The sequence below is a fragment of the Herbaspirillum sp. LeCh32-8 genome, from assembly GCF_017814915.1.
Lineage (GTDB): Bacteria > Pseudomonadota > Gammaproteobacteria > Burkholderiales > Burkholderiaceae_D > Herbaspirillum.
Genome location: NZ_JAGIPZ010000005.1, coordinates 303699 through 330656 on the forward strand (window position 1 = coordinate 303699; position 26958 = coordinate 330656).

Genomic DNA, 26958 nt, shown 5'->3' on the forward strand with positions numbered 1-26958 from the left:
GAGGGGCTTCAGGATGGAATGCTACTCGTTGAATTGAGATGTTGAGGCAAGACCTCGATATCGTATGCGTGGCGCAGGGTGCGCCCGAGTGCTGGGTCTTCCAGCTCGATTTCAAACCGGAGTGCGCCGCGTACGCCACCAATGGCGGGTAATGTGCCGCAAAAGAGCGCGGCGCCATCGTCAGCGACACCGGTGCTTTCCCAGAGCGCTAATAAGGATTGCGGGGAAAGCATACTATTCACACTTCCCTCTTGATAGAGCACTTTGCTTCCATCAAAAGAAACAATATATGACCGTAGGCGGAGGGAGTCCCAGTGACTCAAAAGATCGTCAAATGCCCACCACTCATTGCTAACGGGTTTATCGCACACCTGCTTAGATAGGGATGCATTTTGTGCTTCCAGTGCGCGATCAGTGTGATCGGAGCCTACTCCCACCCAGAGTCGACCGCCGAACTTCAACATGACAAATTCGGCTTCGCCGCTGGTCTGGTCGCCGATCACATCGATTTTGGAAGCGGTGGTGAGCCGCTGTGCTGCGTTTCTATAGAACATAGGAAGTGATGGCGGACGAGGGATCCCCATAGCTTCCAATTCGGCGAGTCGGCCCTCCATAGCTGCACGATCTCGGCCAGTCCAGCTGGCGATTACCAGTTGCTTCGGCGTGATTGCATGTGTTTCCGTCGACGCCTTTGAGACTAATCTCAGTTCCATTTTATTTTCGTCTTGTGGGTGATGGCTGCGTTCAGTTCAAAGGCGACATGCTCACTCAGCGGCTGGATTTTCCGTCAGGCCACGCAGCAGACGATCACGTGTGTGTTCCGAATGCTTGCAGGTCAGTTCAACGAAAGCATCGGCGTCGCCATTTACAAACGCCTGAGCCAATAGGGTGTGTTCTTGTTGAGCCTGGTGGAGATCGCCGGTCAGCCTCACTTCGGTGCGGATATACGGCTCGATGATTCCACGTAGGTTATCCAGTGCACGCATGTGGTGCGGGCGGCTTGCGGGCATCAGCAGCGCATTGTGAAAATCCTTGTTCAACTCAAACCAGTGCGCAACGTCGGCATCACTGGTCTTTGTCGTCAAGTTAGCCATTTCGCTCAGTACAGCGTAGACGCGAGCGATGTCGGCCGGCGTGCGACGTGAGATGGAATGACGAGCAAGCTCACTCTCTAATAGGCGGCGCAGATCGAATGCTTCTTCGATCTCTTTAGGATCCAAGGTGGCGACAGCGTAGCCGCGCCTCGGTTGCAAAACCACCATTCCCTCGGCCTCTAGTCTAGGCAGCGCTTCGCGCAAAGGGCTGCGGCTTACGCCCAGTCGCTGTGCGACCTCCTCCTGACGCAGTACCTGACCCGGCGTGAAGATGCCATTCAAGATCGCATTGCGCAGTTCGCGGTAGACCATTTCTGGCAGCGACAGTGCGCTCGAACCATTAACAGGAGTTTCCATAGGGTTGAGAGTAATCAGGACTCATTAATTTTATCACGGGCGCAAAATAATTTTGTATAAAATCCAGCTGCCATTTATGGCATGACGTTTGCTTGTATAAATTTTGCACCGTTTATGAAAAGGTGTCGAATTTGCCGTAATGCCTTTGTTTATAAGGATAAAGCGACATTTATGGCGCTCTGCACAATAAGATGTAATTGTGTTTCGAACCAATTTGTATAAAATCCACAAAACCATCCAACCACACGTTGTATGTAATTTTTCAGGTGTGAGCTGTCTCCTTTTTGTTGCATCAACTGTAAGGAAGTTATGACTCAACTCGTTGAATACTGTAACCCGCCAGGTGCGCTCATGCGCCAGTGGATGCATTCCAAGACAGGCGGCATTACCGAATGCCCTGCTTGGGCGAACGAGCGTGTGGCTACCGTCGTAGAGCGCATGGAAGCTTCGTGTCGTCTCCAAATGTACTTCCCCAATGCACCACTTGTCGCAGACCGGCGCCTCCAGGATTTCTTCCTGAGCGAAGGCGCGTCTGTCGACCGGGCCGCAACCCAATAAACCATCCCTATAAATCACTTCCAGAGAGTAGACGCTGATGACTGAAGAAAGCTTTGAATTTGAAGGGGTGCCGGTAACCTACTATCGCGTGGGTAGCGGCGCTCCTTTGCTGATGTTGCATGGATCGGGGCCTGGCGCGTCCAGCCTGGGCAACTGGCGCACGGTCATGGGGCCGTTGTCCGAGCGCTTCGAGATCTTTGCTATGGATCTCATTGGCTTCGGTAAAAGTGGCCGTAAGCCGGCTGCTCCCTATTTTGACTACGACATGTGGGTACGCCAAGCTCAAGCCATGCTTGCTCGTATCAATGGGAAGCGCGTCGGAATCATTGGCCATTCACTGTCGGGATCTATCGCGCTGAAGCTTGCATCGATGGAAGACCGCGTGGCCGCCGTTCTTACTACCGGCACCATGGGCGGCACCTTTACCATCAATGAACTGACTCGCCGTGTTTGGACCGGACCCCGCAATCGCGAGGACCTGGTGCAAACACTGAGCGGCATCATTTTTGACACCTCTGTAATCGACGAAGCCTATTTGGCCGCGCGTGAACCGGTCGTGTTCGCTCCTGGTTATGCGGATTACTTCGACTCCATGTTCCAGGGTGAAAAACAGCAATATGCCGATGCCGCCAAGCTGGACGCGACCACGCTTGAACATGTGCACTGCGCTGTACGCCTCTTGCATGGTCGCGAAGACCTCGCATTCCCGATCTCGTGTTCGTACGAGATCGCCAAAGCACTTCCTCAAGCGGACGTTCTGACGCTGTCCAAGTGCTCCCATTCCGTTGCCTTTGAGCGTACCAGCACCTTCTTGGCGCAGGTTAACGAGTTCATGGGCACCCATCTGAATTGACTCTAGAAAGGCAATCCCATGCAACAGAAAAAAGGTTATTTGCTCAAGGGCCGTGTTATCGACGGTACTCTCAATCCTCCCATCGAGAACGGGGCAGTTGTCGTCGAAGGTGAGCGCATCAAGTGGGTTGGTGCCGTTAACCAACTCCCTCAGCAGTACGACGAGAGCTCCTATGAAGTCGTCGCGCTGCCTGACCGCTCAATCATGCCGGGCCTGATTGATGGTCATACTCACATTTCCTTCGGCGAATCTCGCTCCGAAGAGGAGAACGCACTTTATACGCCACCGGAGTTCCGCACACTCAAAGCGATGTACTACGCCAAGAAGGTGCTGCAGGCGGGTGTGACCAGCTGCTTCGATGCCGCGACAACTTATAACGTAGCTCAGGCTGTACGCGATGCAATCGACACAGGGATGTTCGAAGGCCCTCGCTTCACCGTGTCGGGCAAGCAGATCACCAACCACCAAGGCCTGGAAGATTCTTTCCCGAGCTGGATGGAGTTTCCGGTCGGGCAAAGTGCGGTGCTGGTCAAGAACAAGGATGATCTGATCGAGGCAATTCGCCTGCAAGTAAAAGAGGAAGTTGATGCCATCAAGGTCTCCGGCTCCAACGACAACTTGATTACTCCTGATGCGCTGGGAGCCTCGGCTTTCACCTACGAAGAACTGAAACTGATTGCCGACGAGGCTCATCGCCTGGGTCGACTGGTCAGTACACATGCCCGGTCGCGCGACTCGGCGCTAGATGCCGCGCGTGCGGGCTTCGACAACCTGTTCCATGCATCCTATATCGATGACGAAGGTATCGAGGCCTGCCTGAAGAATAAGGTTGTAATCACTCCAACGCTGACGCTGCTGGTGAATCTGGTAGGGGCCAATCCCGTCGATGCCGGCGCGTCTGGCAAGAGCGCGTTCCAGCGCGAAATCGATGCGGCATCTGAGAACCTGACCCGTGCGTATAAGGCCGGCGTGCCCATCATCGCTGGCAGCGAGAGCGGATGGTCGCCGGTTCCGTACGGTCAATGGCACGCCAAGGAAATGGAAATCTTCGTGGATCTGCTGGGTATGACCCCGCTGCAGGCCATTCATGCCAATACCCTGGCCGCCACTGCCCTGATCAAGCGCTATGGCCACGAGATCGGCAAGCTCGAAGCTGGTCGCTTCGCCGACATCCTGGTGGTCCCGGGCGACCCGACCAAGGACATCAAAATCCTGCAGTTCCCGAAACGCTTCGACTACATTTTCAAGAGCGGCAAGCCAATTGATCGTACGCCGCCGCAACCGCGTAAACGCAAGTGGTACGAGCGTACCAAGATCTTCCTCGATGGTCTGTACGAATTCGACGAGGAAACTGGTGCAGGGAAGCTGACGAAATAATTAATAAATTCCAGCGGCGATCGGACTTCGAGCAGCCCGCCCGCTGGATCTTCAATCGCTCGGAGGAGATTCAAGTGATTCGTATCAACCGTATTGCATCGAAGTCCCTGCGTCGTACCCTGACTGTCTGCGCATTATCCATTGCCGCTGCTTTTTCCGGCATCAGCCCCGCCCAGGCACAGACACAAGACCGTTTGGCAGGTCTTGTTCAACCAATCAAGTCGGACAAGCCGTTCAAGATCGGCGTGGCAGTCGTGCACCTGCAGGATGATTTCTACAAGGGCATCGTCTACGGTATCGAAGACGAAGCCAAGCAGGTCGGCGCGGAAGTGGTTCAAGTGTCTGTCGCCGGCGCCTATGGCAACGTGCGTGAGCAGTTCGCTCAATTGGAGGCACTGAAAGCACTGAAGGTCGACGTCGTGGCAATCGCCGCGGCCTCGTTCAGCGGCTATGACAACGCCCTGAAGGCGCTTAAAGACGCCGGCATCAAGGTGATGGCTGTGGGTATTCCTGTCGGAAGCAAGCACGTCGATTTCGGCGTTGCCCAAGATGATCAGGATATCGGTCGCGCCCTGGCCAAGGAGATCTGTGGCAGTGGCAAGTTGGGCAAGGTCCTGACGATCCCCGGACCGGCTGGTGCTGAATGGGCTCGCTTGCGCTACGTGGGCTTCACCGAGCAAGCCAAGAAGTGCCCAGGCCTTGACGTCATCCCGGGTGCGTTCGGTGGTTCGCTGACCCTGCAATACGGCCTGTCCCAGACATCCGACCTGCTGCTGCGTCAGCCGGATGCAAAGTACGTCTACACCCCTGTGATCGCTCTGGGCATGGGTGCAGCGCAAGCAATCCGCCAGCAACGTAAAGACGTAAAGGTCGTTTCCAGCTCGATGGTGAAGGAGTCGATCCCGATGGTGAAGGACGGTCGCTTCCTGGGCGTTGTCTCGGAGCCTGGCATCATCATGGGCCGCTTGGCTGTGCAATTCGCCGCACGCCAGATTTCGGGCAAGCCCACTCCTGAGCTGAAGGCCGCGGACAGCAACTATCCGTATGCCTACTTCAACGTTCCCCCGGTGCTGATCACGCCGGCCAACGCTGATAAGCACCCGTACGGCATCTACGAGATTCCGCCCGAAAACTGGAAGCTGCCAGCAGTTCGTTGAGGTCATCATGATCAAGGTCACTAATCTCACGAAACGCTTCGGCGCCACGGTCGCATTGTCGAACGTGTCGGCGGAGTTCAATGCTGGGGAAGTGCATTGCCTGTTGGGCGAGAATGGTGCGGGAAAGTCTACAATCGGAAAGATCGTCAGTGGGCTGTACCAGCCCGATGATGGTCAGATCGAAGTCGATGGCCAAGTGCAGACCATTGCGAGCCCCAAGGCGGCGCACAAGCTCGGAATTGCCATTTGCTACCAGGAACTCTCGCTGGCCAAGCATCTTTCGGTGCGAGCCAATCTCTGCCTGGGCTCTGAAACGTTCAAGTTGCCATTCACCCGAGTGGACAACAAGGGCGAAAAGGAGCGAGTCAGCGCAGTGCTGCGCAAACTCGGGCTGGACGTCGACATGGAGCAGATGGTCGGCCAATTGCCGGTGGCTCAGCAGCAGCTGATCGAAATCGGCAAAGCATTGATGCAGAATCCGCGCGTAGTCATCTTCGACGAGCCAACAGCAATGCTTGGTGCGGTGGAAAAGCGGAAATTTCTGGATGTGCTGGAGCAGCTACGCAAAGAAGGTGTTGCCGCCATTCTGGTCACCCACCACATCGAAGATGTGATGGCCGTGAGTGATCGCGTCACCATCATGCGTAATGGCAAAGTGGTCGACAGCTTCGCGATGACGCCAGAAATCACCGCCGAGATCATGGTGGAGCGGTTGACCGGAAAGAAGCGTGAACGCCTCCAGGCGCTTCCTACCGAGCGCCCAGTGTCTGATAAGCCGTCTCTGATCATCGAGAAGCTGCGCTGGCGCAATCGCGTTTCTCAGCCGATTCGCGTGCATCGTGGGCAGATCATTTCGCTCTACGGCGTGGTCGGCTGTGGTGCAGAGATCATTATTGGTGCACTGGCCGGCCAAGCGCCGGCGCCGCATTTGCGCATTGTCTTGGGCGAGAAGGAATTCCAGCCCAAGAGCGCTGCGCAAGCGTTGAGGAGCGGTGTCGCCTATCTGCCATCTGGACGAGCAGCAAACTGCATTCTGCCAGCGCGCTCCATTATGGAGAACCTGACTCTTGGTACGTTGCATCACCACGCCAAGGGTGGCCTGATCGGCCGTTCCGCTGAGGCAACCTATGCTGATACGACCTTGCGCAATGCTGGCGTGAAGTTCGCGGATGCGTCACTTCCGATCACCAGTCTCAGCGGGGGGAATCAGCAAAAGGTCCTCCTGGCACGCGCCATGGCTGCCGCGCAAGAACTGCTGGTGCTCGAAGAACCCAGTGCTGGCGTCGACATCGACGCCAAAGCACAGATTCATGAGCGGATTCGTGAAGCAGCAAATAAAGGCGTGACGGTCGTTGTGCTGTCCAGTGATCTCGAAGAGACCATTTCACTCAGCGATGTGATCTATACGATGTACCGATCAGAGGTAGCAGGGATCTATGAAAATCCTGACATCTCCGATCAGCCATCCATTATCGCCGACGTGCTGGGTCAACGCTCCCCTGGCACCAGCCCCGATATCGCGGCTGCCGCCTAGAGGCTATTTCAGCATAAGAGAGTTCTGGCCCAGTCAGTTCGACTCAACTTATCCACAATGCAATCTCCACCGACCCTGTGGCACTCCACACCTGGTCATAGGGTCGACTTTACCTAAAAGGTCATTCAACATGACAATCTCCATATCTTCTCAAGGCAAGGGCTCGTCTATGTCTAAGATGCGCGTCAACCCAGGCGATCTGGTTCTGCCCTTGTTTATCGTGGTCTTGGCCACGATTGCCGGTGTTCTCCAGCCGCGATTCTTCTCGGTGGATAACTTCCTCAATCTCAGTCGTCAGCTGGTTCCTCTGCTGATCATCTCGCTGGGCCAGGCACTGGCCATCATCCGTGGCGGTCTCGATCTGTCGGTCGCATCGGTATTGTCTCTGGCCGGCGTGGTCGGCGTCATCGCCATGAAAACCCTGGGTGTTCCAGGCGGCATCGCGGTCATGCTGCTGGTTGGTGCCGCCGCAGGCACCGTTTCGGGATTCATCATTGCTTACCTGCGTACGACGCCGTTGGTCGTGACGTTGGGCATGATGTCGATCGCGCAGGCCTTTGCGCTGATCATCGCCGGCGGCGTGCCGATCTATGACATTCCCCAGAGCTATGGTGACTTGATCGGCTTCGCCGATGTCGCCGGCGTTCCGTTGATGACCTGGATCGCGATCGCCGCGTTCCTGAGCGTGTGGTTCTTGCTGTCGCGTACCGTGTTTGGCCGTTACGTCTATGCGATCGGCTCCAATGCTTCTGCGGCAGCGAAGTCCGGCCTGAACGTGCCGTTCTACACCATGCTGGTCTACACCTTGTCCGGTCTGTGTGCCGGCTTAGGTGCCGTCGTACTGACCGCCTGGGTAGGCTCAGCCCAGCCAGTGGCAGCACCCAATATCACCCTGGAGTCTCTGGCCGCAGTGGTTCTCGGTGGCGTGGCGCTGACCGGTGGTAGCGGCAGCGTCTGGCAAGTCTTCCTGGGTGTGCTGGTGCTGACGCTACTGTCTAACATGATGAACATGCTGGGCCTGTCGGCCTACTTCCAGACATTGGCCGTCGGCGTCGTGATCATCGTGGCAGTGGTGCTTGATCGCTTCCGCCGGGTCCAAAAGGACTGATAAACACTGGCCTAGACCAACCGTTGGCTGTCTCAGCCACGGAGAGAAAAGACGCTGTTCTCGCTCATGGTGAACACTGTCGCTTGGGAGATGGAGATCCGGTACTCCATCTCCTTTTTTACGTCTGGATCATCTCGGTCGCTTACTTGGCAGGCTCTGCAATCTTAATCACTGGGATTAACGCAAACAACAACAGCGCAGCGATGCCAATAAATGCAGTAGGAAGAGTTGTCAGCTGCGCCGCGTAGCCAATCAGCGCAGGGCCCATCAAGATTCCAAGATATCCGACCATGCTTGCAGCTGCGATCGCATGGGAAGCAGGCATGATGCGTTGGCGGCCCAGAATAGTGAAGAGAACGGGCACAATATTGCCGGCGGCTAGGCCAGACAGAGCCATGCATCCGAGCACGATAGGAAACGGCTCCGCAAACGAAGCGACAATGAAGCCTGCCGCGGTGAATGTCATGCCGATCATGAGAGTCCGGCCTTCACCGATCAGTGCAACAAGTCTATCTCCAACAAGGCGGCTGGAAGTCATCGCCACGGCGAACACGGCGTAGCCACTCCCTGCGATAGACACGTCGACGTGTTTGACATGAGTGAGCAGAATGGCCCCCCAATCGAGCATGGCGCCTTCGGCCAGGAACGTGATCAACGCTAATACACCCACGATCAGAACAATCCCACGGGGCACGACGAGCAGTGGTGCTTTTTCGGCCGAATGTGTTGCTACAAAGCCTGGAAATGCCCAAACGATGCTGACCAGAATCACGGTTGCTGCGGCGAAGCCGGCCAGCAGTAAATCAGCACCACAAGCAATTAGAACGGTCATGAAGCTCACACCTAGCAGCCCCCCGACGCTATACATGCCATGGAATCCTGACATGAGCGGCGCCTTGGCCATGGTCTGAATTTCGTTGCCATGAATCCCCGCCGCGACGTCAATTGCGCCAATCGATGCGCCGAAGAGGAGAAGACTCGCACCGAGCTCGGTAGCTGTAGGAACAAAGGTCAGCAAAGGCAAGGCGATAACGAGACCGATTGCACCCAGGACGATGACAAACTTGCTGCCCAAACGGGCTGCAAGAGCTCCAGCGGTTGGCATGCCGATGACGGCACCTAGTCCGAGGCAGAGAAGGATGGTTCCCAAGAGCGCCGAGTCTGCTTGGATTCGGGCTTGAGCAAACGGTACCAGCGGCGCCCAGCACGATAGGCTGAAACCAGCAATAAAAAACGAAAGGCGCGTCGCGCGCTTGCCGCCCTTGAGGATCTGGCGTTCCTCAGCGGCGCTCCGCTTTTTACGGATATCGGGATTGTCATTGAGGGTGGTAGTGCTTTGAGATGCGTTCATTTGTACACCGAATATTTGAAATAAATACCATTTGAACTTTAACAAAGCCTCCGAGATGGTTCTGTCGATATAAGGACTAATTATGTCGATAACCCGCCAAACGTTGCGGCGCACAAAAAAGCCCGCGTAAGCGGGCTTTTTCGAGATTCTGATGCCTTACATTTTGTAGTTCAGGGTCAGCATGAAGTTGCGCGGCTCCCCATAAAGCACCTGGCCGTAGAAACCGTTCATCAGGGTGTACCGCTTGTCGAACAGGTTGTTTACGTTCAGGCTCAGGTCCACATTCTGGTTGATCTTGTAGCGACCGAGCAACGATACAAGAGCATACGGCTGCTGAACAACGTTAGTGGTGCCGCTCGGGCTTGAGCTGCTTTGATAGCTCATGCTCTGCCAATTCACACCTCCACCGACGGTCAGATTGTTCAGATCACCGTCGAAGCGATAGGTCGAGAACAAGCGAGCGGTCGTACGCGGCAGAGTGGTGCTCAGTCTAGCTCCCTTTGAGTCAGACGCCGTGAAGTGGGAGATCCCCAGCGACAGGTTCCAATTGCGCAGGAGCTCGCCCTGGATCTCGAAGTCATAGCCTTGTGACTTGGTGCCTTGAGCTGCATAGTAAGCTTGGGTCCCGTCCGGCAGACGCTGGCCAGTATCAGACTGTGCCACGTTGTCCAGGCGAGTATCGAAGACCGACAGCGAAGCGTTGACGCGACCGTCGAGATACTCGCCCTTCAAGCCAACTTCCTTGTTCTTGCCTTTGGTCGGGGCTAATACCTGATTGTTGCGATCACGGTAGTTCTGGGGATTGAAAATCGCGGTGTAGCTGGCGTAGGCAGTGTAAGTCTTGTTCAGGTCATACAAGATGCCAACGTATGGCGTGACTTCACCGTTACGGCGATAGTTGAAGGTCGTCGTAGTCGATTTCTGGGCAATGTCATAGCGGCTCACTCGGCCACCTACGATCACTTTCAAAGGGTCAGCCAACGAGAAGCGAGCGGCGCCGTACAGGCCACTCTGCCGGATCACAGTGTCAGTGGGCTTATAGCCGTATGCATCCCAATCCGGTTCAGGATAATGACCAGACCAGTTGTAAAAGTTGCCGATGGCTGTCGTGGGGTAGATGTAGCCTGTGCTCTCGTCGTTCGTGGTCCGCTTCGATGTCATGGCGCCGATTACAAGTTCGTGGTTGCGGCCGAACAAGCTGAAGGGACCTGTAGCCATCACGTCGATGCTGTCCTGCTTGATTGATGTGTTTTGGCCGAGTGCGGTAGCAGTCATGCCCAAGCCAGTGGTTTGGTTAGGATAGCCGCTTACCGAGAAATATCGCGCGTGAGAGTTGACCCGCTGTTGATTGAAGATGGCCTTGCCGGTCCAACCGTTATCGAAGAAATGTTCCAGACTGGCGAAGCCATTGGAGATGGTGTTCTCGTAACGGCTCCAGTCAGTAGCCGGCGACTTTGAGACATCCCAATTGGTCGAAGTACCGTTGCTGAACCAAAGCGGCAGGCCGGCCCATGTGGTTCCACGAGGTTTGATGTCTTGATAGTCATAGCCCACGCTGAGTATGGTGCTCGATGTGATATCCGCCTCAATGATTCCGTACGCTCCTTCTCTGCGCTGACGGTAGTAGTCGAGGTAGGAATGGCGATCTTGGTACAGGCCGACGAATCTACCTCGGACGGTACCCTCCTTGTTCAGCGGTGTAGAGATGTCGGCCACGGCACGGTAGTTGTCCCAAGAGCCGGCGCTGACCGAGGCAGAGGCCGAAAACTGCTTAGTGGGCCGCTTACGTATCAGGTTGATTGACGCCGATGGGTTGCCGGCGCCGGTTAGCAGACCCGTTGCGCCGCGAACCACCTCAATGCGGTCATAGAATGCCGTGTCAAGGAAACCAGAGCCATTGACCGAAGTTGTCGGAATTCCGTCGAATTGGTAACTGTCGATCTGGAAGCCGCGGGAATAGTAGTTCACGCGCTCGGAATCGTAGGCGCTTGCCGAGATGCCAGTCGCATTTTGCAGTACAGATTGCACTGAAGTCAGTTGCTGATCATCCATGCGTTGGCGCGTCATCACAGAGACCGACTGTGGCGTTTCTCGGATCGACAACGGTAACTTTGTAGCTGCCGCTGTTTGACCAGTAGTGTAAGAGCCCGTGTGCTCAGTCTCTGCACCAGGTGCCGTACCGGTAACGGTAACGGTGCCCAGCGAATTCTCGGTGGTGGAACTTCCCTCCGAAGAGGTCACTTGCGCCATTGCAATAGCTGGAATAGCTCCAGCCACCAATGCGACATTCTTTATAATCTTAATGCGACTCATTATCATCCCCTGTTTGACAGAGGGCGATTGTCTTAAATTATCGTTACATGAAATGCCGCTACTTCGACAAAAACTAGCGGAAATCCGTCAATTTGGTCACTCCAGGCCATTGAGTATGGGGCCGCAGTGGACGATTGGATCTACGATAGATGCGAAATTTCTGACGTCTGCTTTTTATGCGACGCCTCGGGGGCACTCACAAGAAGAGAGATATGAGCGACATAAATTACTGCATCTTGGTACCAGGAGCTTCGGGATCTGTAACACCCCTACAAGGTTTTAATGAAGAGATTCCTGATCCGGAATTTTTGGCGCTGTTGGCTGCCGTGACGGTCGCACCGAACAGAGCCTTTGAGATATTTATGGATCACGCGGAGTTTCTAGAGCAGCGAAGAGAAGGATCGAAGAAATCTATTGTCGTCACAGGCGCTGAACTAGAGGGGCACGTACACGTTGCCTTTCCAGGCATATCGATAGTAATCGCGCCAAGGAAACACATAGAAAAGGCAAAGACCGTAGTAAAAGAGGCAGGACTTGTTGCAATTATCTTGTCTACTGTTACCGAAGAAGACGTGATCAATATTTTCGATCGTGATTACAGTGATCCCACTTTCCTGGATGAGGAAATTTTTGGAAAGCTAAAGACGTTCGAAGAATTCGCAGGGAAGGATTGGCCGGCGCTCCGTAAGCCCTATGCCGTCAACCTTGACCTCAAGTCACGGGGCAACGGAACGGTGAGGACCAATGAATACCTTCTTCTATCGTTGGGATTCAAGTTCTCCGGTCGAGAAGATATTTTGGGAGACATTCAGTTATACATTGATGCAATCAATACAGTGCTCGCCAAAACGAAAGAGGTCGTCTATGGCAACGAACCTTTACCTGACTTAGTCCTGTTTACTCCTGGGATCGCATCCTATCTTTATGACGTCAGGTCACGTGGATGGAATGCCATCCTCAGAAAGGTGGCTATTCCTGCACATCGTACATTTATCAAGGATGGTTTAATTAGGAATAAAGGGTACGCTGGCTTCAAGATCGAGTTTGATGATGGACTTCCGATGCCGCAGGAAGACCCTATTGTGGCTGGCATATTGAGTGTTCGGGCAAACGAAGTCATGGCGACTTTGGCCTCGATATCTCTATTGTGTGCGTCAACAGCAGCTATTCCCTTGCGACTTCCGAGCGAAGTGAATCTGCTGAGGAGCCTTCTGGTCGAGATTCAGTCCTTCCACGGCAGAAGTGACAACAAAGCCTATCGCCTTTTACAGGAAAAGTATCTTGAATATGCTGGCCGATTAAATGCTGCTGCGGCCCCATTCAAAGACATCATCGAACAGAGCTCCACCATCACGATTAGTAGCGATGTTCCACTGGAATGGATGACCATCGATGGTGTGCCACTGATGATCTCGCACGAGGTTTCCCGAATTCCTATGACACCAGGGAATATGCTGATGCAGTTTTCAGCAATCGGGCCGACAGTGGTCATTCCTCGGTCTTCTTTGCTTAAGGTGTTGGTGATTCGATCTTTTAAAAAAGATGATCCGATAAGAACCTTCTTGGAACAGTCTGTGTTGCACTACAAGCTGGACAAGATGTCAGTTACTTTCGTCGACGTGAACACCAAGCAGGACGCCATTGAAGCGCTGAATCAATTCGATGGTTATGTGGTTGTTTTCGACTGCCATGGCACCCATAGCGGAAATACTAGCCATGGATGGCTCCAAATTGGTGAAGAGCAGCTGGACACATGGCAGCTTGCAGGTGTTGCGAAAGTTCCTCCAGTTGTAATTCTCAGCGCTTGTTCGACATCGTCGGTGACAGGTTCGCATGCTTCTGTCGCAAATGGTCTCCTAAGATCTGGTGCTTACACTGTCGTCGGGACTTTTTTGGACGTAGATGCTATCAAGTCGTCGGCATTTGTCGGGAGAGTTCTTTGGCGACTGCAGGCATTCTTGCCGGCGCTTCGTTCTTTAGGTTTCGATACAGTGACCTGGCGAACGATGATGAGCTTGTTCCTTCGGATGGCCTACGCAACAGATATCCTGCGTTATTGCGAGCAGATAGGGCTGATCAATGCAGCACAATATAGAGAGATCCACATCGCTGCGAATCATCAAATTAATTTAGCTAACCCGCATTGGTACCGAGGGATGATCGCTGAACTCGTTAAAAAGTCGGGGAGATCAGAGGAGGAGATTCTGGCCCGGCTGCAATCGGAAGCTGCATTTGTGGAAACGATGCTCTATTGTCAGCATGGTCGACCTGAATTGATTGAGATTGATCTTCATGGATAGCGATCAATCAGGTGATCTCATCGCACATAAAAATTGCGACTTTCTTGAATAAAATTTTTTGCGCTCATAGCGCGATCGTTGGATCATGTCGACGCATTCACTACCCAATCCAGATCTCTGCACTCCTATTGTCGTTGGTCGTGTTGACCAGTGCTCTCCTGAAAGGCCGGAGCCGCATCGGCATCAGCGTTACCAGTTCATGTGCGCCACCACAGGGGTCGTTCACTTGTGGACATCACAAGGGGAATGGGTACTTCCGCCAAGTAGGGCTGTTCTTATCAAAAGCCAGACCGACCATTCTTCATGGGTGACAAAGCCGGCTGAAATTAGGACCCTATACATCGACGAGAAGGTGGCACCGGATCTCGGTGAGTACAACTGTGCCCTTGTCAATGTTTCGCCCTTGATGCGTGAGCTGATTACCGTATGTGCGGACCTGCCTTGGAATTACGAAGCTGATTCGAAAGCCGCTCGCATGGCCCAGGTTCTCATTGACCAGATTCAGGAGGCGGCACAGGCACCTGTGGCCGTTCCTCTGCCACAAGATCCGCGGGCAGCCAGAATCGTGGAGACATTAAGGCTTGACCCAGGCAACAAGGAGCCGCTGTCTGAGCTTGCCAAGCAAGTAGGTGCGAGCACTCGTACGATTGAGCGTCTCTTCCTCAAAGAGACGAGAATGACATTTGGCGCCTGGCGTCACCGACACCGCCTCGTGACGGCTGTGAGCCGGTTGGCGTACGGAGAGCAAGTCAACAGCGTGGCTCTGGAGGTTGGATATGAATCGACTTCCAGTTTTATCGCTGCATTCCGAGCCACTTTCGGTACGACACCGGCGCGGTATTTCAAAGCGTGAGCGATAGCTGAGGCACGGTCCAAGCAAATTCCCCTGAGGGGAGCGATATAATCAGAAATTATGTCGATCATCCGCCAAACCGATCCGGACTTAGCCGCTGCGCCACTCGTTGGCCAGGCCGAGCTATGGCCACCCGGAAGCATGGCACCGCATCACCATCAGCGACATCAGTTGATGTACGCGGCCACTGGCGTCGTGCATGTGCTGACGGCGGTGGGAGAATGGGTTCTCCCACCAAGTAGAGCGATATGGATTAGCGGGAGCACTGAGCACGAGCTCATTGCGAAGCGACATACCGATACCCGAGTGCTCTACATCGATACTTCGACATACCAAATGCCCGTCGGGGAGTACTGCGTGGTAATTGGCGTGACGCCACTTGTACGCGAGCTTATCTCAGCATGTACTGAGCTGCCCTGGGACTATCAGGTCGAGAGCCCAGAAGGACGTCTGGCGCAGGTTCTGATCGACCAGATCCGTGCATTGCATCAAGACTCAGCCGATCTGCCTCTACCGTCCGATCCACGAGCACTTCGAATCGTCGACATTCTTCGAAGAGAGCCCGCAAACCGGGAGCCGCTATCTGAATTGGCCTCGCGGGTCGGAGCGAGTCCGCGAACCATTGAACGACTCTTTCAAAAAGACACCCATCTTTCCTTTGGCATCTGGCGCCAGCGCATGCGACTTCTCATTGCCATCGAGCGCCTGGCCTATGGAGAGAGCGTCACAAATGTGGCACTAGATGTAGGCTACGAATCAGCATCGAGTTTTGTTGCCGCGTTTCGCTCCGTCTTCGGTAACACGCCGGCGCGATACTTTAAGACATAGCCTGACCTGAATTAAGAGCCAAATGACCTAATTTGAGTATCGAGCATAAGGGCTGTTGTAGTTAAATACATATCGTAAATAGGAATCATTGCTAAATATACGATATGTCTACTGAACGTCCCCCATACCAACTTTATCCCGTCACCGTAAAGCGTACGCAACTGGTCGCGCCACATATGAAGCGCGTCACCATCGATGGCAGTGCTCTTCCCCCGCTCAGGCCGGAATTGCCTGCACAGTGGCTGAAGATCTTTGTTCAAACACCTGATGGCAGCCGCAGCGTGGGGCGTGCATATACGATTCGGCATGTGAACTGGGCCACCAACGAGCTCGACATCGATATGTTTCTCCATGGCGACACAGGCCCAATCTCTGCGTGGGCGGAGCGCGCTGTAGTGGGCGACCGGCTGGAGATAAGCAATGTGCATCCTCGCAGTGGCTTCCCGATTGAATATGAGGTTAAGCACTATCTCCTACTAGCAGATGAGACGGGACTGCCGGCGGTCGGCGCCATTTTGGCGGCGCTGCCCGATCATGCCAGCGCAATTGTCATCGCAAAGATTGCCAATCCGTCAGAAGAGATTTTTTTCGCTAGTGCCGCGAAAGTAGTCGTCAAATGGATCTACCGTGATGTCGAATTTGAACAAGAAGCGTTTGAGGCTGTATTGGCGCAAACGCAAATTTACTCTGACGCCAAGGTGTTGGTCGCAGCCGAATCATCGGATGTTAAAGGTATCCGAAAGGTCTTGGCTGAGCGCGGAATTAACCGGGCGAACGTAGATGCTTCAGGGTACTGGAAAAAGGGAGAGGCAAACCACAAAGACGATAGCGAGTGATCTGATCGCCTCTGTGAAGAATGCTGGCTTATAGCGATTATTTTCGTTCGAGCCAACGCTTAAACACATCACGTACGCTACCAGGTACATGCGCTGGTGCTGCATAGCATGGTGTCATCCGCGACGGAGAACTCCACTGCATTTCGTGCTTTTGGCGATACGAAATTGGCATATGCATCACGTAGCATCTGCTGATCTCGGATGCGTGATGGCTCAAGACAGCTCTCAGGGGCGCGCGATATTGATCGAGTGAATCGGACGCGGCATGTTGCACGACCATACACGCGAGAAATTTCATATCAGCAGTAGTTTGCTGATCGAAGCCCGCAAAGTCGACTTTGGGAGAATGCTGCTTTCTTAGATTGAACAAACTGGCTAAAAAATCTCGCATGCGGCGTGCCGCGGCACTGTCTCCTCGTGCGATATGCACCAGCCTGACTAAGGCTGGGTGTTCCGAATTGAAAGAGGTGACGTGATCTTTCTTGGCAATGCCCAACTTCACTTTTAGTTCCTTCTTAGTTGAGTTAAAAAAGCGCGGTGTTACCGCGCGATTTCGGTCGTCCAGAGGGCGGCTTCCTCAGTCATACATTGCCCTCAGGTCGAGTTTTTCTGAGAAAACGGGCTGACATTGCCCGCATTGAGTGCATTGATCTCTCTCTGCAGATTCGCCACTTGCTCGACGAGGCTGATTTCGCGGCAGATACTTTCTTCGAGAAGATGAGTTAGCCGCGCTATCGCTTCATCCTTCCACTCAGGTTCATTTGAGGATTCTGCTTGGTGCTCGGCGGCCGATGGCGTCGTGTCCGGCAGCTCAATATCTACTTTTTCTGCAGCCTCAATAGCCGCAATTAATGTCGCGAAGCTAGTGCGAGATCTGACAATCGATGATCGGTGCTTTCCAGCCTCTTCCGCCACCGACTTCAGAGAAATTGGGACATCTTTTGAAATCCGAGCGGGAGTGCGATCTTTAATTCTCTGCAGAGCGTCGAAGTATTCTTGCAAGCTATTTCCCTTGGTTTCCGTCAAACTACGCTCGCATGATCCGGTTATAAAAATTCTGAAGAATCGCTAACTCAGCGGACTCCATTCTCCACATCACTGACTGACTCACAAGTTCACCCAATCCCTTCACTTTAGCCCGAATATGCCGTTCGAGTTTGGGGCTGCTGATTGCGGCTCGTGTGCAGTCCAGGCACGAAATGACAGATCTGAAAGCGCGTTTGGTACATGTTCCCGTCTCGGTACATCCTCCTAGAGGCGTTTCCTTGTAAGCGAGCTCCCCCTTTTTAATCATAGAGAGCGTGCTCTCACGGCTTGGCAGCAAGCCCTTTTTCTTCAATGCCTCAACATGTGCTCCGTGGGCTCCGTGCATTTTTTGCGGAGAAAAAAGTACGTGAGCTGTATAGGACAGCATCTGAGACTCATCTTGAGACTCTTGATAAAAGGCCGCAAAATGCTCCTTGAAATTATGAAGCAACTCAGTTACATACTGGCTTCCGCGGGCATAGTAGTGCGACATCGCGGCAGTAATGTGTTTAAGTTGGCGCCGTAGTGTGGAGAAACTCACAAGACCGCTCGCAGAGGAGTACAAGGCAAGAGAACGTCGAAATTGGTGGTAGGTGACATTCCAAGCCTGGCCAATAGTGAACTTTTCCTCAGTTCTCCAGGCGCGATGAGGATCAATAAATTCGAGTTCGCACACGTCTTCTTCAGTAAGAGTGATGTCAATGGCTTTCAATACGTTTTTTGCTTCTGCCGTTGTCATATCTGCCGCTGATTGGCCGTCAAAAGATATGTCGTCTCTTTGCGGAAATTTTGAAAACGGGATATGAGACGAAGTAAGAAACAAGGGAATATATTTTTTCTTGGATTTATCGGCTGCAGAGACATACCTCCAAAGCCAAAGACAGATTTTTCTTGCCAATGAAATGGCTCTGGCGCCTTCTGGTGATGTCACCCATCTGACATGGTAGGGGCGGCCGTTATTAAATTTCGTCGTTTTCCCCAAAATTTCATAGACGAACTTTCCTTCAACTTCTGCATTTTTCAAGCAGTCGTGGGCCAGTGTTCGCGTCTCTCCATTCCGCATACCCGAATAAGCAAGGACGGCGATTTTGCAGACACACTGCATCTGACGAATCAAGGAAGCGACGTTATACAGATACTTCACACCTCGGCCTTCAAAGTACTTGGTGAGACCGTGTTTTTCTGCAAGAGCAGCGATTTCTCGGGCTCTTGCGTTGCTAGACTTTGAGGTAACAGGCGTATGACTATCTTTGAAGCTTATCTCTTCGTCCGGAAATATTGAGATCGCATCCGAGGAGAACATCAGGAGCCTGTCCACAACCCCTTCAAAGCTCTGAATCTCGGACTCCAGAAATTCCAAAATGCGGCTGTAGATGGCCGTCGGTATCGGAGGGTGCTGTAGTACTTCGCGGTCCTTTCCGAGCCCTTTCTTCATCCTTTCAAAAGTTTTCCCGTTGACGATTTCGCAGCCGCTATCAACCGGATCTACTTGGCGGAGCATTGCGAGGGTGTCTCCGACTGCTTTGGTACTGACGACGGTAGAAAGGTAATCGCCGAGCAGAATTGGCTTGGATAGCACATCTGAAACTCTGACTTTCCGAAGCGATGCGTACGTCGCAATCAGTGCTAATTGCCGAGCATGTTTCTCGATTGTAGAGAATGCATACGGCATCCCAAGATTTTTCCAAATCGAGACGAAAATGAACCACTTGATTTCCTCCACCAATTCCCGCTTCACGTTTGAAGCATGATGTTTGCACCAGTTTGCGAAGTAGATTTTCAGTTTTCGTGACGTATAGGGAGTGAAGTCCCAAGAGTCATCCCCATAAGTTGAGAGAATGGAGCCATCTATGTTCCTGCTGATGACGTGATCATTTGGCGGGCGAGATAGCGGGCCTGACGCTGAAAAAGAGTCCGGCGGAAATTTTGTTGGTGCTAGCTGCAGCTTTGGGAGATAGGAATAGGCCGCCATTCAATTCAATCCGTTGCAATATTCAAGTCAATCAGCATGTCGTATTTTTTCGCCCAGTAGGGATCAAGCGCGCCGGTGACGCGTATCTCTTCTTCAATTCTGGCTGTAAGTCGTTCGTGATCGGTTGATTGATGAGATATCTCAGTAACAATTGCGGAAATACGCTGAAGCGTGACGCCAAATAGCTCCGAAAATTTCTCTGGTGTTGGCGATAAATGTCTGGTCTGTTCAATACAAAATTTGTAACTGAGTAATTTCCGCACATCCTTTTCGTCCGCATGAACGCTGTAGTATTTGCAATCCAGGCAGCCCTCCTCTTGTTTGCAGTCCGGGGCAATGGTGGGATTGCCGACCGATTTGGCCAGTGCGGGATTACCGTAGCTGCCGCAATCTCCCAACGGGGCGGCGCTATCACTCTGACTCGGCTTTCTTCGCCGTTTGAGGACCTGCCTCATGCGAGCAAGAAAGGAGGTCATTTCCTCTCTATGTTCGTCCTCTGTTCCTGTCGCGTAGTGCGATGCAGCTGTTTCCTTTGATGTTTGCAGGATCTTCGCCGCAGTTGCGAAATCGACCGTCTTCTGGAGATGATTGAACTTACTCGCTCGCCACTGCCGCGTGAGGATCTTGGGGATTGCTCCGCCGAATTGAGCCGCGAGCCGCTTAAAGATGTAATTCAAATGGCAGCCATGGATTTTCCGAAATTTCCGCCGCCCTACAATTTCCCTTTCAATGCATAGGAACAGGTAGGGCGATTTGTCACGCCCTAGAATAAATTTCCTTAGCTTTAAATACAGCTTGAAAAACTGTAGGTATTGATTGCTGAGATAGAACGATACGGGCTTGTTTCGAGCGCGAGCTTTAACTTCATGAAAGCCTTGTTTATCTGCCCTTTTGAAATCAGATCTAGTCCATTTCAGATTTCTCACTTGAGTCCAATTCATTCCTGTAGCAGCAACAAAAAGTACGAGAAATGCATCGCATGCTGACATGGCTAGAAACATTCTCCATATGTGTCGCTTATCTTTGTTAGCAAGATCGAACTGTAGTTGTGCTTGACGAGTTTTTGCACGCACATTGCTAGCATTCATTTCCCTAATAGAGTAAGAGGCACGTATTTCAGCCTCATTTGCTATTCGGCCTTCGAAATAGTTGAAAGCTCGGGGATAAGCAAAGAGCTGATTGTCTTTAGGAGCTGCGAGTGACGGTGCTACAAATCCAGTCCTGCTAGGCATAAGCCAGGCGGAATTCCCCGGCCAGCCCAGAAACCCTGGAAGCTCCAGCTTATGAGGGTATAACAATCCTTCTAAGCAGAACTTTGCGATACCCGTAAAAACCATCTCACAGACGGCCAGAACATTCCCCTGATCACTAGCTTTAGGCGCTATCGTTTCTTTGTAACTCCAGCGAGTTCGGGCCGTCATGAAATTCTTAACGACGTATTCAACATCCAATGCGCGACAGAGAAGCGCCGACACTAGTCTAAGTACTGTTGTGTACGTTCTTAGTCCAATTTCATCGCTGTGATAGTGCTCTAACCGATGAGCCTGATACGCAAGAAGGGCTTTCTCCGCGGCTCCTAAAGAGATGAGCGCTTTGGTATGCCCATTTTTATCGCTCCAATTCATGAAGGCAACGAATTCACTCAGCTTTTGAAAGAGGGTGTAGTTGCCCTCCATCCGTAAAGTAAAGCGATCTTGAATATGCCCTAGCAATCTTTTTACAGCTGGGTACCTTTTCTTTTCAAGCGATGAGAGTGTCACGACACTCCCGCGCTTCACGCCCCGCTTATTCTCAGACTCTCGATCACGATAGAGAATGGCCCCTATATCGACGCTGTTCGAATCCGAAAAATCTATAATCAGATTTTCCAGCTGGGCATTTAAATCGATCTTTCCAATCTCAATAAACTCCACATTCAGACGGCCAGCAATTTCTTTTTTTCTCATTTCAGTGCTTATTGCGCCATTTCTGGGCGACTGTTTTTTGCAATTTCGGTTAGCTCTTTGAGTCTCTTCTCAAAGTTTGTTTGTGCATCATGCGCACTCTTCAATCGCTCTCGATAACCAATATATCTTTCGGTTGTCTTGAAGCTTTCGTGCCCCATACGAGCCTGCACATAACTCATTGCCGCTGAATAAGTAATCTCTTTTCTTTCGATTCTTTCATTCTGCGCGTCAGCGAGATTCATCCCAAACGATGCTCTGAGGTCGTGAAATCGATAGTTGAAGTCGGGGATGCGCTCTCTCATTTTTGGTAGGACGTATTCGGCAATGAACACCCGAACCAAACCACCCTCACGAAAATATCGTAGTTCATTATGTGCGTTGAACTGAGCCCTGTTACCACTGAAGTCGTACAACGGGTTTCCATTTCTGGACAGGAAGATCAGTGATCTGTCGGATTCGACCGTCACTTTTTTCAGCCTGCGTTTGTACCGATCGCTGCTGAGGTATGTCTGCACTTTTTCATACAGCCATATTGGTATGTATAAGACCCCTAGCTTTGAGTTCTTAGTATCAATTTGGCGACCGGGTCCAATTGGCAATCTGATTTCTGACGCCAGCTCAGGTATCGCAGCCGAAAAGTCTCTTGCACGCAGAGTGAGGATGGTCTGAATTCTTCCGCCGGTATATAGCGCGAGAAGGTGGATCAGCGTCATCTCTGTATGTCCTAGCTCGACTAGCGTTTCCACTAACAGCGTCTGATGCTCCATCGAGAGAGGGTAAAGTTTTCCGTCATCTTCGATATATTCAGCATGGGCGTCAGGTTCGGCTTTTGCCGACTTGATAGAAAGGTTTGTTGTCTGGACTGTCCGTGTTACTGCGGCGCCAGTTTGGTAGGTCCATCTAATGCGTACCTCTTTGACTTTGAACGGAGCATTGAGGAAATGCTCAGGCTTCTCCTTCATTAGCCAGGTATAGAACCTAACTACGCTATTCATTCTTCTTTTTGCGGTGCTTATGGCAATATCGCCGGCTTGAATTGAGTCATTCAATCTGGCGAAGTATCGATAGGTTGGCTTTTTAGCGTCCCTAGATGGAAATTCGAGGTAGTCGATTTGTTCTTCATCCAGAAATCTTTTATAGGCACCGAGATCGCTTGCCGCGGACCACAAGGTCTTCATTTTGTGCACGTCGTCTTTTTCTACACGCCAAAGAAGATATAGATTCGCATCGCTCCATTGGCTGCCGTCCTGATTGATTACGACCGGATATCTGTTGAAGCTCAAATTTTGCTTGGGGCGAAGTGAGTTCTCTCGTTTGAGGAAGTGATATGTCACCACTTCCCCGGTTCTCGGGTGAGTGAGTGTTCTTTCGGTGGCACCAGGTGTATCGCCAGCGCAGGTAACTGTTGCCTCAAAGGAAGGCAATACGATTTTTCCCTTGATGAGATCTTTCGCTCTTTTTATTGCTTTTTTGAAAATGTTGCTCATAAACTATTTGTTGCCGGGTCAGTGCGTTGTTGTCCGTGCGTTCTGAAAGACCTAAAATGGCCATACACAATTTGTATTGAAAAGCCGCATTCTGTATTAAGCAAAATGCTCATCACGAAATAACTATTGCTCGTCATAATGAGCAATTCTCAACACGGCGCGCATCTTAGCATGAAATCCCGATGAGTCAAGAACCCAATAAAATGAGCGAAGAAGCAATAAAAGAGTGCTTTGGAGAAAATCTGAAGTTCGCTCGCATGCGACTAGGGCTGTCACAAACAGAATTAGCTGCTCGGGCCGATGTGCAACGAATGGTCGTAGGCAATGTCGAAAAGGGCGATCACAACGCAACATTTAAGGTGCTCGTTCGCCTGTGTTTGGCGGTCGGATATCACCCAACTGATTTATTCAATCCAGGCTTTTTGCAGTTCGCCCCACGAGCCGTGGCAGCCGAAAATGCAGCATCGATGGACGGCAGCAAGTAGTCCATTTGGATCCATCAACGGGATCGGGACAGCGGCGTCAATGTTCAGAGTTAATGCTGAATTTTTGAGTAAAGCGTTGCGCACCTAAGTGCTGAAATATCCGGTGTCAGATAGCAGCCGATGTGCGGAGTCCGCAAAAAAAATGCCCCGAATAATCGGGGCTTTTTTTTGCGTGGTGTGATTTGGTTTTTAGGCTGCATTGGTGATTAAAACCACGAGAATCATGATCACCATATTAGCTACATGAACCGCTAGATTGCAGATGAATTTGCAGCTCCACCGCACGACTGCAATAATGAGAAAAATGTTCTCACATCAGAACCACCATGCAAAATCCCAAATTCGAGACTGCACCAATCTTCGCAAACAACGTCTCTGGCTTTCTGGCATTTCTTCGGATAGACGAGGAGTCCACCATCATTTCACCACGTCGTTTCAGCCTGGCGTTAAGTATTGATGTGCGAACTCTAGCGGCGGACGCCGCTATCCATCAAAACACTATTCTCCACGCACCGGCATCAGAAAGCGTACAACGACACCTTCGTGACTCTTTGCGGATCATTCGCGCTAGCATCGACATCTCCGGGCACGTAGAAAAGTCGATCTTCTGGTATAAAAACAGTCACATTCCATTGTTCGACTACATGACCGCTCAAACCTTGGTTTCCAAAGGCCGCACTGATGATCTCATGCGCTATCTTCAGTCCCTGGACATTGGTTTTACAGGATGAGCAACCCGCTACTGATGAAGCTTCGAGCTCGCTTGCAAAGATGTATCTCCTGCCGGCACTGAACAGTTTCCATCGCAGCGCGTCCCCTCCAAATGTACGATAATCCATGCTTTGAATTTCTAGCCAGATGAAGGAATAGCCAAATGCGACTGCTGCATACAATGCTACGAGTGGGTGACCTTGATCGCTCCATCAACTTCTACACCGAGGTATTAGGTATGAAGTTGTTGCGCCGTAGTGATTACCCGGATGGAAAGTTCACGCTTGCATTCGTGGGCTATGGAGAAGAGAGCGCTCATACTGTGTTGGAGCTGACTCATAACTGGGACACGAAGAGCTACGACTTGGGTAATGGCTATGGCCATATTGCCATCGAAGTGGACGATGCCTATGCGGCTTGCGACGCTGTGAAGAAAATGGGCGGACAAGTAACGCGTGAAGCAGGCCCCATGAAACATGGGAAAACTGTTATTGCGTTTGTTCAGGACCCAGATGGATATAAAATCGAATTTATCCAGAAAAAAGAGCACTACAACGCTGCTGACTAAATAAAAAAAAGCCCGCGATTGCGGGCTTTTTTGTTTCCGGCGCTTCGTTACCTCATCGTAGTAGCTCTAAGAATAAAGGGTGCAATAGCTAACCATCACCGGCAAAGCTTACTGATCTTTCGGAGCTTTTCTTCCGCAGCCACAGCGCGCTGATGATATGCAACGGTATTCCGGAGCAAGTTGGAAATTGAGAGCCAATACGCTGCACCAAGATCGCCATCCTCTAACTGCAGCTGATGCAGTTTCTTGAGGGCGATATCGAGATCAATTTCTTCAAGCACATCTTCTCCTTTTGCACTCATTGCGGGGGTGAAACCTTGGTACCAAAGCTGGCAATAATCTCTATCTGACTTCCCGAAGAGATAGGAGGCTGTGCATCATACGTCTTCTGCGCTACACCATCGGGCGTGACGTGAGCGTAGTAACTAACGCCATCTGGATCGCCGTCATACCTGCCGATACCCACGATCTCCAAAAATCGAAGGCCACCTCTACTCTCACACTCTTTCTGCACTAGATAGACTTTACACGCAGACGACGAGCATCCACATGCATACGCCAGAAGGCGCTCTACAGATGAGAAAAAATTCGTAGTCGGTAATGTCAAGTCATCTCCGCTGGCTTCAGCGGATACGATAAAACATGGCTCGGAATCTACAGCTGCTATCCAGTCCCACATCATCAGTGGGGAAACTAAGGACGAGCGTGCGTCATTCAATTGCAAGGACGGGTTGGTCAGAAACATTGATAGAACTTATCTTGGGTTGACTGCGTACACTAACTACCTGGGATCCCAACCAAATTTGAAACTTCGAACACTTTGGTCGCTGATTTTCGGAGTGCAGTTTTCTAGCCGGCAGTCACTGAAGTCATACTCAATATCAACGTCAGCGGTATATTCAAGATTCTTTCCCACTTTGGAGCTCTCATAGAGCCTTTGTTGATAAGTGACCTTATCAACCGGGATCGAGAGATACAGCTTCGGAACATCAAATACGATGTAGCACTGCTTGATTTGGTCCGGCGCTACATCCTGCACAATTGGTCCGTAGCGCACAAGCAGTTGTGCAGTATTAGAAAGTCGATTCGCGCGCCGATATATTTGCTGCTCATGCCTCCACTTATTTTCAACAGGATTCACGTCTGCAAAGTCTTGCAGTAAAGCGTGCGGCGACATTTCAACAAATGTCTGAAAGAGCGAAAGATTTTCTTTTTCGAAGGCGACAGGCACTATTCGACCTTCAATCTTACTTCTTACCCAGTATTTTGAAATTGGATAGGTCGCCAATGCAGCTGCGTTTCTGCTCTTGGCAATCTCAACGATATCTGCATCCACCGATTGCGTTTTCAGTCGGGCACTCATCCTGGCACTTTTTTCACGCGCCAGATCGCGATAACAAGACGTAGCAAAGTTTGCACGTTCTCTCTGATCTGGATTGTGGAGGATGGCCGCAGCCAGTATCCGATTGAGATCGGCCCGGTTCTGCTTATCAATTTGAACAAGACCGCGCTCCGCTATAGGTAGAGAGCGATTCGGAGTAGATGGTGTCGTACAAGCGGTCAAAACGAACGCGAGACACGAGAGTAATAGCGATTGATGAGCGGCCATGTTTATCAGAGTGGAGAAGCTCTATTGCACCTGTTGCACACGGCAATACAGAAGCGCGGCTCAGATACTAAGGCAACTAGACTTATAACGTCTAATTATATACAAAACTTGCTTATAGCGTCCTGTATCAAGATGCAAACAAAATAGACCATGTGCAGAACCTTTCCTGCACATGAAAAAGAAAACTCCACCACCACCGACCAGCACTCTTGAACTGGTCGGGCTGAACATTCGACGAGAGAGATTGAAGCTGGGCTGGACACAGTTACAGCTAGCGAATCATCTCGATATTGAAATGGAAACGATCTCTCGATACGAACGAGGGCTGCTCAGTCCTTCGTTTGAGAAGTTGGATCGGATGGTCAAGTTGTTCGAAATAGCTCCTTGGTGCCTTTTTTTATCGCCAGGAGAACAAAAGTATCTGAGCGCATCATCTAAAACGGCAGCGCTTTCAGATGATCAACTCGCTGCGCTGGCAACAATAGTTGATGCGTTTGTCGCCTCTCATTCGAACGAGAAGTAGTCAGTAGCTCGCTGCAAACAAAAAGCCCGCAAATGTGAACTGACCCCATAAAGTTGGACGGTCATTAGCCGGTTAAGGCGCTAAGGACTGAGTCCTGTATTGCACAGGACTC

Annotated in this window: 24 protein-coding genes; 13 read left to right on the forward strand and 11 right to left on the reverse strand. The window is 51.7% G+C overall.

All coding sequences use genetic code 11. The annotated features are described in order from the left end of the window. Positions 1–8: 8 nt before the first annotated feature. Together J8I26_RS12130 and J8I26_RS12135 are read right to left on the reverse strand one after the other, a co-directional pair. Positions 9–713, reverse strand: coding sequence for a DUF2848 domain-containing protein (locus J8I26_RS12130; protein WP_209607351.1), 705 nt, complete (start codon positions 711–713; stop codon positions 9–11). A gap of 51 nt (positions 714–764) precedes the next feature. Continuing rightward, positions 765–1451 (reverse strand): GntR family transcriptional regulator, encoded by a 687-nt coding sequence (locus J8I26_RS12135; protein ID WP_209607352.1) that lies wholly within the window; start codon positions 1449–1451, stop codon positions 765–767. Between the two features lie 595 nt (positions 1452–2046). Between J8I26_RS12135 and J8I26_RS12140 the strand changes: the two genes are divergently transcribed. The 5 genes from J8I26_RS12140 (at position 2047) to J8I26_RS12160 (ending at position 8038) form a co-directional block, all read left to right on the forward strand. Next, positions 2047–2862 carry an alpha/beta hydrolase gene (locus tag J8I26_RS12140; protein WP_209607353.1) on the forward strand — a complete coding sequence of 272 codons (816 nt, stop codon included), beginning with the start codon at positions 2047–2049 and terminating at the stop codon, positions 2860–2862. Between the two features lie 18 nt (positions 2863–2880). Continuing rightward, positions 2881–4239 (forward strand): amidohydrolase family protein, encoded by a 1359-nt coding sequence (locus J8I26_RS12145; protein ID WP_209607354.1) that lies wholly within the window; start codon positions 2881–2883, stop codon positions 4237–4239. Between the two features lie 74 nt (positions 4240–4313). Next, positions 4314–5396 (forward strand): substrate-binding domain-containing protein, encoded by a 1083-nt coding sequence (locus J8I26_RS12150; RefSeq protein ID WP_348635314.1) that lies wholly within the window; start codon positions 4314–4316, stop codon positions 5394–5396. 7 nt (positions 5397–5403) lie between these two features. Next, positions 5404–6930, forward strand: a complete 1527-nt coding sequence (locus tag J8I26_RS12155; protein ID WP_209607355.1) for a sugar ABC transporter ATP-binding protein — start codon at positions 5404–5406, stop codon at positions 6928–6930. Positions 6931–7060: 130 nt separating this feature from the next. Beyond that, positions 7061–8038: an ABC transporter permease gene (locus tag J8I26_RS12160; protein WP_245200275.1), complete on the forward strand. Its 978-nt coding sequence runs from the start codon at positions 7061–7063 to the stop codon at positions 8036–8038. Between the two features lie 142 nt (positions 8039–8180). On the opposite strand, the gene J8I26_RS22870 is transcribed toward J8I26_RS12160, so the two are convergent. Next, positions 8181–9503, reverse strand: coding sequence for an MFS transporter (locus J8I26_RS22870; RefSeq protein ID WP_209607356.1), 1323 nt, complete (start codon positions 9501–9503; stop codon positions 8181–8183). Positions 9504–9545: 42 nt separating this feature from the next. Next, positions 9546–11702, reverse strand: a complete 2157-nt coding sequence (locus J8I26_RS12170) for a TonB-dependent siderophore receptor (protein ID WP_245200276.1) — start codon at positions 11700–11702, stop codon at positions 9546–9548. A 212-nt stretch (positions 11703–11914) separates the two neighbouring features. On the opposite strand from J8I26_RS12170, the gene J8I26_RS12175 reads away from it, so the two are divergent. The 4 genes from J8I26_RS12175 (at position 11915) to J8I26_RS12190 (ending at position 16519) form a co-directional block, all read left to right on the forward strand. Continuing rightward, complete coding sequence (locus J8I26_RS12175) at positions 11915–14002, forward strand: CHAT domain-containing protein (protein WP_209607358.1); 2088 nt, start codon at positions 11915–11917, stop codon at positions 14000–14002. An 85-nt stretch (positions 14003–14087) separates the two neighbouring features. Next, positions 14088–14855 carry a helix-turn-helix transcriptional regulator gene (locus J8I26_RS12180; protein ID WP_209607359.1) on the forward strand — a complete coding sequence of 256 codons (768 nt, stop codon included), beginning with the start codon at positions 14088–14090 and terminating at the stop codon, positions 14853–14855. A 60-nt stretch (positions 14856–14915) separates the two neighbouring features. Beyond that, a complete protein-coding gene (locus tag J8I26_RS12185; RefSeq protein ID WP_209607360.1) occupies positions 14916–15683 on the forward strand; it encodes a helix-turn-helix transcriptional regulator in 768 nt (255 codons plus the stop codon). A gap of 176 nt (positions 15684–15859) precedes the next feature. After that, positions 15860–16519 carry a siderophore-interacting protein gene (locus J8I26_RS12190; protein WP_209607361.1) on the forward strand — a complete coding sequence of 220 codons (660 nt, stop codon included), beginning with the start codon at positions 15860–15862 and terminating at the stop codon, positions 16517–16519. A 37-nt stretch (positions 16520–16556) separates the two neighbouring features. On the opposite strand, the gene J8I26_RS12195 is transcribed toward J8I26_RS12190, so the two are convergent. The 5 genes from J8I26_RS12195 to J8I26_RS12215 all read right to left on the reverse strand — a co-directional run bounded on the left by J8I26_RS12195 (position 16557) and on the right by J8I26_RS12215 (position 22950). Continuing rightward, complete coding sequence (locus J8I26_RS12195) at positions 16557–17021, reverse strand: hypothetical protein (RefSeq protein ID WP_209607362.1); 465 nt, start codon at positions 17019–17021, stop codon at positions 16557–16559. Positions 17022–17113: 92 nt separating this feature from the next. Next, entirely contained in the window at positions 17114–17521 is a 408-nt protein-coding gene (locus J8I26_RS12200; protein ID WP_209607363.1) for a hypothetical protein, read from the reverse strand. A 25-nt stretch (positions 17522–17546) separates the two neighbouring features. Further along, positions 17547–19517 carry a hypothetical protein gene (locus tag J8I26_RS12205; RefSeq protein WP_209607364.1) on the reverse strand — a complete coding sequence of 657 codons (1971 nt, stop codon included), beginning with the start codon at positions 19515–19517 and terminating at the stop codon, positions 17547–17549. 5 nt (positions 19518–19522) lie between these two features. Further along, positions 19523–21463, reverse strand: coding sequence for a hypothetical protein (locus J8I26_RS12210; protein WP_209607365.1), 1941 nt, complete (start codon positions 21461–21463; stop codon positions 19523–19525). A gap of 8 nt (positions 21464–21471) precedes the next feature. Further along, positions 21472–22950 (reverse strand): site-specific integrase, encoded by a 1479-nt coding sequence (locus tag J8I26_RS12215; RefSeq protein ID WP_209607366.1) that lies wholly within the window; start codon positions 22948–22950, stop codon positions 21472–21474. A 182-nt stretch (positions 22951–23132) separates the two neighbouring features. Between J8I26_RS12215 and J8I26_RS12220 the strand changes: the two genes are divergently transcribed. The 3 genes from J8I26_RS12220 to gloA all read left to right on the forward strand — a co-directional run bounded on the left by J8I26_RS12220 (position 23133) and on the right by gloA (position 24714). Beyond that, positions 23133–23435, forward strand: coding sequence for a helix-turn-helix transcriptional regulator (locus tag J8I26_RS12220; RefSeq protein WP_209607367.1), 303 nt, complete (start codon positions 23133–23135; stop codon positions 23433–23435). 326 nt (positions 23436–23761) lie between these two features. Beyond that, positions 23762–24166: a DUF2384 domain-containing protein gene (locus J8I26_RS12225; RefSeq protein ID WP_209607368.1), complete on the forward strand. Its 405-nt coding sequence runs from the start codon at positions 23762–23764 to the stop codon at positions 24164–24166. A 143-nt stretch (positions 24167–24309) separates the two neighbouring features. Then, positions 24310–24714: a lactoylglutathione lyase gene (gene gloA / locus J8I26_RS12230; RefSeq protein ID WP_209607369.1), complete on the forward strand. Its 405-nt coding sequence runs from the start codon at positions 24310–24312 to the stop codon at positions 24712–24714. 95 nt (positions 24715–24809) lie between these two features. Here the strand turns inward: gloA and J8I26_RS12235 are convergent, their stop codons facing one another. Together J8I26_RS12235 and J8I26_RS12240 are read right to left on the reverse strand one after the other, a co-directional pair. Then, positions 24810–24995 (reverse strand): hypothetical protein, encoded by a 186-nt coding sequence (locus tag J8I26_RS12235; RefSeq protein ID WP_348635315.1) that lies wholly within the window; start codon positions 24993–24995, stop codon positions 24810–24812. Between the two features lie 500 nt (positions 24996–25495). Next, positions 25496–26323, reverse strand: coding sequence for a hypothetical protein (locus J8I26_RS12240; RefSeq protein WP_209607371.1), 828 nt, complete (start codon positions 26321–26323; stop codon positions 25496–25498). Between the two features lie 172 nt (positions 26324–26495). Between J8I26_RS12240 and J8I26_RS12245 the strand changes: the two genes are divergently transcribed. Further along, positions 26496–26846 carry a helix-turn-helix transcriptional regulator gene (locus J8I26_RS12245; protein ID WP_209607372.1) on the forward strand — a complete coding sequence of 117 codons (351 nt, stop codon included), beginning with the start codon at positions 26496–26498 and terminating at the stop codon, positions 26844–26846. Positions 26847–26958 lie beyond the last annotated feature (112 nt).

Bases quoted from the DNA above. Each gene is read 5' to 3' on its own strand.
- J8I26_RS12130 (WP_209607351.1), bottom strand. From the start codon at position 713: ATGGAACTGAGATTAGTCTCAAAGGCGTCGACGGAAACACATGCAATC.
- J8I26_RS12135 (WP_209607352.1), bottom strand. From the start codon at position 1,451: ATGGAAACTCCTGTTAATGGTTCGAGCGCACTGTCGCTGCCAGAAATG.
- J8I26_RS12140 (WP_209607353.1), top strand. From the start codon at position 2,047: ATGACTGAAGAAAGCTTTGAATTTGAAGGGGTGCCGGTAACCTACTAT.
- J8I26_RS12145 (WP_209607354.1), top strand. From the start codon at position 2,881: ATGCAACAGAAAAAAGGTTATTTGCTCAAGGGCCGTGTTATCGACGGT.
- J8I26_RS12155 (WP_209607355.1), top strand. From the start codon at position 5,404: ATGATCAAGGTCACTAATCTCACGAAACGCTTCGGCGCCACGGTCGCA.
- J8I26_RS12160 (WP_245200275.1), top strand. From the start codon at position 7,061: ATGACAATCTCCATATCTTCTCAAGGCAAGGGCTCGTCTATGTCTAAG.
- J8I26_RS12170 (WP_245200276.1), bottom strand. From the start codon at position 11,702: ATGAGTCGCATTAAGATTATAAAGAATGTCGCATTGGTGGCTGGAGCT.
- J8I26_RS12175 (WP_209607358.1), top strand. From the start codon at position 11,915: ATGAGCGACATAAATTACTGCATCTTGGTACCAGGAGCTTCGGGATCT.
- J8I26_RS12180 (WP_209607359.1), top strand. From the start codon at position 14,088: ATGTCGACGCATTCACTACCCAATCCAGATCTCTGCACTCCTATTGTC.
- J8I26_RS12185 (WP_209607360.1), top strand. From the start codon at position 14,916: ATGTCGATCATCCGCCAAACCGATCCGGACTTAGCCGCTGCGCCACTC.
- J8I26_RS12190 (WP_209607361.1), top strand. From the start codon at position 15,860: ATGAAGCGCGTCACCATCGATGGCAGTGCTCTTCCCCCGCTCAGGCCG.
- J8I26_RS12205 (WP_209607364.1), bottom strand. From the start codon at position 19,517: ATGGCGGCCTATTCCTATCTCCCAAAGCTGCAGCTAGCACCAACAAAA.
- J8I26_RS12210 (WP_209607365.1), bottom strand. From the start codon at position 21,463: ATGAGAAAAAAAGAAATTGCTGGCCGTCTGAATGTGGAGTTTATTGAG.
- J8I26_RS12215 (WP_209607366.1), bottom strand. From the start codon at position 22,950: ATGAGCAACATTTTCAAAAAAGCAATAAAAAGAGCGAAAGATCTCATC.
- J8I26_RS12220 (WP_209607367.1), top strand. From the start codon at position 23,133: ATGAGTCAAGAACCCAATAAAATGAGCGAAGAAGCAATAAAAGAGTGC.
- J8I26_RS12225 (WP_209607368.1), top strand. From the start codon at position 23,762: ATGCAAAATCCCAAATTCGAGACTGCACCAATCTTCGCAAACAACGTC.
- gloA (WP_209607369.1), top strand. From the start codon at position 24,310: ATGCGACTGCTGCATACAATGCTACGAGTGGGTGACCTTGATCGCTCC.
- J8I26_RS12240 (WP_209607371.1), bottom strand. From the start codon at position 26,323: ATGGCCGCTCATCAATCGCTATTACTCTCGTGTCTCGCGTTCGTTTTG.
- J8I26_RS12245 (WP_209607372.1), top strand. From the start codon at position 26,496: ATGAAAAAGAAAACTCCACCACCACCGACCAGCACTCTTGAACTGGTC.